Raw genomic sequence first — 957 nt, forward strand, 5'->3', positions numbered from 1 at the left:
TTTGGCACTTTAACGACTAAGTAATGCGCAGGAGTCGTGCGCTTTAGTCGAACGCAGTGTTCTAATAGCTCAGCTCAAGCGCTGACTTTTACAATTAATATTTATCATTATTTATATCGAGCCAAAAACATATCAACGGTTTCGCGCACTAGTGCTTGTTTTTCAGGTTCAGATAAAACAGGCGCAATTTGAACAACTTGAGGCCAAAAGCAACTTCCCTTTATTAGGTTGTGAAGCTGTGTGAAAGCTAGCTCTGTGTCATGTAAATTTATGCGCTTATCTTTAGACGCGCTTTCTAACCATAGCGTCAGCGCGGTGTCTTCATCATCGAACTTTTCAAGTTCTTTTTGTAGGGCCTCCGGCTGGAACAGGAAGTGCCCTAGCGCCACGCGTGCTAAATCGATATATTCTTTGTCGCCCACCAGATTCACTTCTTGCTTTAGTAATGCTGTTAGCTGCTCACCCAAGGGGCTGACGGCATCATAATGAACATCAATTTTCACCATCGCCTGATCCCATAGATCTTTCAGCAAATACATTACCAAGGCTTCTTTAGAGTCGAAGTGATTGTAGACCGTTCGCTTTGATACCTGGGCAATTTCCGCTAGCTTATCCATGCTTGTCGCATCTACGCCATATTCCTTAAAGGCTTTTCTCGCGGCATCAATGATCGCCTCTCTCTTTAATTCACTGCGGCTTTTGCTTTTTTCGCTTAAGGTCTGACAGATTACGTTCACATTGAGTCTCAACAGCTTAAATACCAATAAAGTACATTTTTACACTGCATAGTTTACTTTTCAATTTAAATAAGTAAACTGCACTGATTAGTTTACTTATTGTATGGCGACGTCATGGTGGGCTCAGTGATGGATCGCTATGGAAGCGGGCAGCTTGCTGTAAGTCAGAAGGAGAGAATCATGTTACGTTTAATAGCGCGCGTTGCTTTGGTGCTTACAG

1 protein-coding gene is annotated in these 957 nt (G+C 42.7%); it reads right to left on the reverse strand.

The window, feature by feature from the left end; all coding sequences use genetic code 11:
- Nucleotides 1-107 precede the first annotated feature (107 nt).
- Complete coding sequence (locus A3766_RS02890; RefSeq protein ID WP_231875540.1) at nt 108-737, reverse strand: TetR/AcrR family transcriptional regulator; 630 nt, start codon at nt 735-737, stop codon at nt 108-110.
- Nucleotides 738-957 lie beyond the last annotated feature (220 nt).

This window comes from Oleiphilus sp. HI0132 (assembly GCF_001635845.1).